This is a genomic window from Vulcanococcus limneticus LL (genome assembly GCF_002252705.1).
Lineage (GTDB): Bacteria > Cyanobacteriota > Cyanobacteriia > PCC-6307 > Cyanobiaceae > Vulcanococcus > Vulcanococcus limneticus.
Genome location: NZ_NQLA01000129.1, coordinates 1 through 1564, shown reverse-complemented (window position 1 = coordinate 1564; position 1564 = coordinate 1). Strand labels below are relative to the sequence as shown.

The window sequence follows — 1564 nt, the reverse complement described above, 5'->3', positions numbered from 1 at the left end:
AGCGTTGAGACAGCTGCTGCTTGATAATCACTCAGCAAGGCACCTGACTGCCAGAATCTGTATTGGCGGCAGCGGCTCCGACTTTCTCAGGAGGCCCCAATGAGGCGCTCAATCCGGGCCAGAACCTTCGCCCGGGCCATTAGATCACGCAGACCCTCAAGCCATCGGACGAAGCGCTCTGTCTGGCGGACTTCAACCAATCACCAACTGTATCCACCTGGCTACGGCCGCGCAACGCTGCCTTGCTGGCTCCCATCAAGGTCGACACATCCTTCGAACGCCGCCCCTGAGTTGCAAGCAGTGAGACTGAGGGGGCTGAAAATTAATTTGATGGTGGCCAGCCCACTCAAGGAGACTGTTCGAAGAGTAGTAAATGGATTACGACGTGCGCCCAGTAAGGTTAGTCAGTATGCCCGCTTGAATCTGCATTGACCCCAAGGTCAAACTACAAGAAATCGTGGGAATACGAATTAAACATTGATTCACATACACTGCCAGCAGCTAGCTCAAAGCATCTCATTGTATATCTTGTGTAAAATGATGAATCGCTACGCAGTTTGCTGTTATCCTTAGCCAAGAACGCCTAAATCTGATTGCAATATCAAGTTATAGGTGGCTCTTACTGAAGCTTTGAAGTGTGTGTTAAGGGAAAACGAGAGTGTTGGATTTACTCTCGTCACTTTATCGCATATAATGCTTGCTCTTAAGCTAGGAATTGAGTATCGCAAAGCAAGGATCGCCGTCTTCGGCTATCTTCTGAAAATACGACTGCAGCACTTCCGACCTCATTGATGCAACATTAATGCCTCGAATCTGAATATCTGAGAAGACCCCACTAGCTTGTGCAGATATTTCCCGCCTCACGCGTACTCGTACTGGACGCGAGCCACTTGGGCGAAACTTCTTCCCAATATGCACACGCCGGTTCGTGATAACTCGTATTAAATTATTATTAGGAGAAACAATCTGTGATTCGTCTGTATGGCTGCCGTCTGAGCTATCAAAAAAGTTGTTGCCGAGCCTCAGAACAACGCCCCCCTCGCTGACGTCTTGGATAGTTGGTATTTGTCCGTTAAGATCAATCTCAGTGATGTCGATCTGGGTCCTACCGCTACTGAGTGTCTGCGCTGCCGGCTGCCTATTATCTCCGGAGAATGGAACAGCTGCAAAATGCTCGAATACTCCATCAGTACGCATCTCTACCATGAACCGATGGAGCGCGCCTGCCGTAACCTGACTAGGATCAATAATGAAGTTAAACGTAAATCGAGCGCCGACTGTAGAAACATGGTTTCTGAGAGGGTCGCTTATGCCAAAAGCTTGACCTCGGACGCGGCCCTGCCTAGGATTGTTGCCAGCAATTACTGCATTAGCAGTGTTGTTTGCCAACCGATCGTGCCAAAAGGGAATAAATGTAAAGGCCGGATCAGAATTGATTGCTATAGCTTGACTTGATTGAAGGCTTAGGGAGACCCTGGAAAACCCAGGCCATCCGCGCGACAATGGCTCAGTGATCACAGGCAAGGACTGGGTTGATGGGCGGCAAGCAGCTCGGTTTCTCGGA

1 protein-coding gene is annotated in these 1564 nt (G+C 49.6%); it reads right to left on the bottom strand.

What is annotated here, in order from left to right:
• Positions 1–708 precede the first annotated feature (708 nt).
• On the bottom strand, positions 709–1564 hold an 856-nt coding region (locus tag CJZ98_RS19250; RefSeq protein WP_232756605.1), incomplete at its 5' end, for a hypothetical protein.